The sequence below is a fragment of the Xylanibacter sp. genome (assembly GCF_057607445.1).
On sequence record NZ_DBLZAX010000043.1, the window covers coordinates 1 to 2,079 of the forward strand.

At 51.0% G+C, this 2,079-nt stretch carries 1 rRNA gene; it reads left to right on the forward strand.

The annotated features are described in order from the left end of the window. A 23S ribosomal RNA gene (locus ACZMIG_RS14690) occupies window positions 1–2,079 on the forward strand; the annotation flags it as partial.

Below are 2,079 nucleotides of genomic sequence, written 5' to 3' on the forward strand. Positions count from 1 at the left end.
TGGAAAGAAAGACCATAGAGCATGACAGTTGCGTATTCGAATGTTGTCGAAGCATAGTAGTATCCTGAGTAGCGCGGAGCACGAGGAATTCTGCGTGAATCTGCCGGGACCATCCGGTAAGGCTAAATACTCCCGAGAGACCGATAGCGAACCAGTACCGTGAGGGAAAGGTGAAAAGCACTTCGAACAGAAGAGTGAAATAGTTCCTGAAACCGTGCGCCTACAAGCGGTCGGAGCTCGTTAATGAGTGACGGCGTGCCTTTTGCATAATGAACCTACGAGTTGCCTTTGCCGGCAAGGTTAAGTGTGACGACACACGTATCCGAAGCGAAAGCGAGTCTGAACAGGGCGTATAGTCGGCAGTGGCAGACGCGAAACCAAGTGATCTACCCTTGGCCAGGTTGAAGGCTGGGTAACACCAGCTGGAGGACCGCACCAATAAGCGTTGAAAAGCTTCTGGATGAGCTGAGGGTAGGGGTGAAAGGCTAATCAAACTTGGAGATAGCTCGTACTCCCCGAAATGCATTTAGGTGCAGCCTTGCGGGTTACTGATGTGAGGTAGAGCGACTGATAAGATGCGAGGGCTTCACCGCCTATCAAGTCTTGACAAACTCCGAATGCGCATCAGTTCTACCGCAGGAGTGAGGGCATGGGTGCTAAGGTCCGTGCCCGAGAGGAGAAGAATCCGGACCACCTGCTAAGGTCCCGAAATGACAGCTAAGTTAAACTAACGAAGTCTGACTGCTAAGACAGCTAGGATGTTGGCTTGGAAGCAGCCATTCATTTAAAGAGTGCGTAACAGCTCACTAGTCGAGGAGTCGGGCGTGGATAATAATCGGGTATCAAGTTGTCTACCGAAGCAGTGGGATCATTTATATGATCGGTAGGGGAGCATTCCAGTCAGCGTCGAAGGCGTACCGTGAGGTATTCTGGAGCGTCTGGAAAAGCAAATGTAGGTATAAGTAACGATAAAGGGGGCGGGAAACCCCCTCGCCGAAAGACTAAGGTTTCCTGATCAACGCTAATCGGATCAGGGTCAGTCGGGTCCTAAGGCTCAGCCGAACGGCGATGCCGATGGCAGAAACGGTTAATATTCCGTTACTACCTTCAGGAGTGACGTGGAGACGCAGTAGTGACAGTGCCGCCATCTGACGGAATAGATGGTTGAAGGGTGTAGGAGTCGATCATGGCAGGCAAATCCACCATGAGATCCGAACCTGACAGTATGCCGCGTCCTTCGGGACAAGGCAATAGTGCGCGTAAGCATGCTGCCGAGAAAATCCGCTAAACTTAATCCTGTAGGTACCCGTACCGCAAACGGACACACGTAGTCGGGATGAATATTCTAAGGCGCTTGAGTGATTCACGGTTAAGGAACTAGGCAAACTGACCCTGTAACTTCGGGATAAAGGGTCCCTACCCTTTTATGGGAGGGCGCAGAGAATCGGTCCAGGCAACTGTTTAACAAAAACACAGGGCTGTGCCAAATCGAAAGATCCAGTATACAGCCTGACACCTGCCCGGTGCTGGAAGGTTAAGAGGAGATGTCATCGATAAGAGAAGCGTTGAATTGAAGCCCCAGTAAACGGCGGCCGTAACTATAACGGTCCTAAGGTAGCGAAATTCCTTGTCGGGTAAGTTCCGACCTGCACGAATGGTGTAATGATCTGGACGCTGTCTCAACCGTGAGCTCAGTGAAATTGTAGTATCGGTGAAGATGCCGATTACCCGCGATGGGACGAAAAGACCCCGTGAACCTTTACTATAGCTTATCATTGAATCTGGGCACGTGATGTGTAGGATAGGTCGGAGGCTTTGAAGCAGGTACGCCAGTATTTGTGGAGCCGCTGTTGAAATACGACCCTTTATTTGTTTGGATTCTAACCCGTGGAACGGGGACATTGATTGGTGGGTAGTTTGACTGGGGTGGTCGCCTCCAAAAGCGTAACGGAGGCTTCTAAAGGTGCCCTCCGGCCGATTGGTAACCGGCCTTAGAGTGTAATGGCATAAGGGCGCTTGACTGGGAGACTGACAAGTCGATCAGGTAGGAAACTAGAGCATAGTGATCCGGTGTTTCCG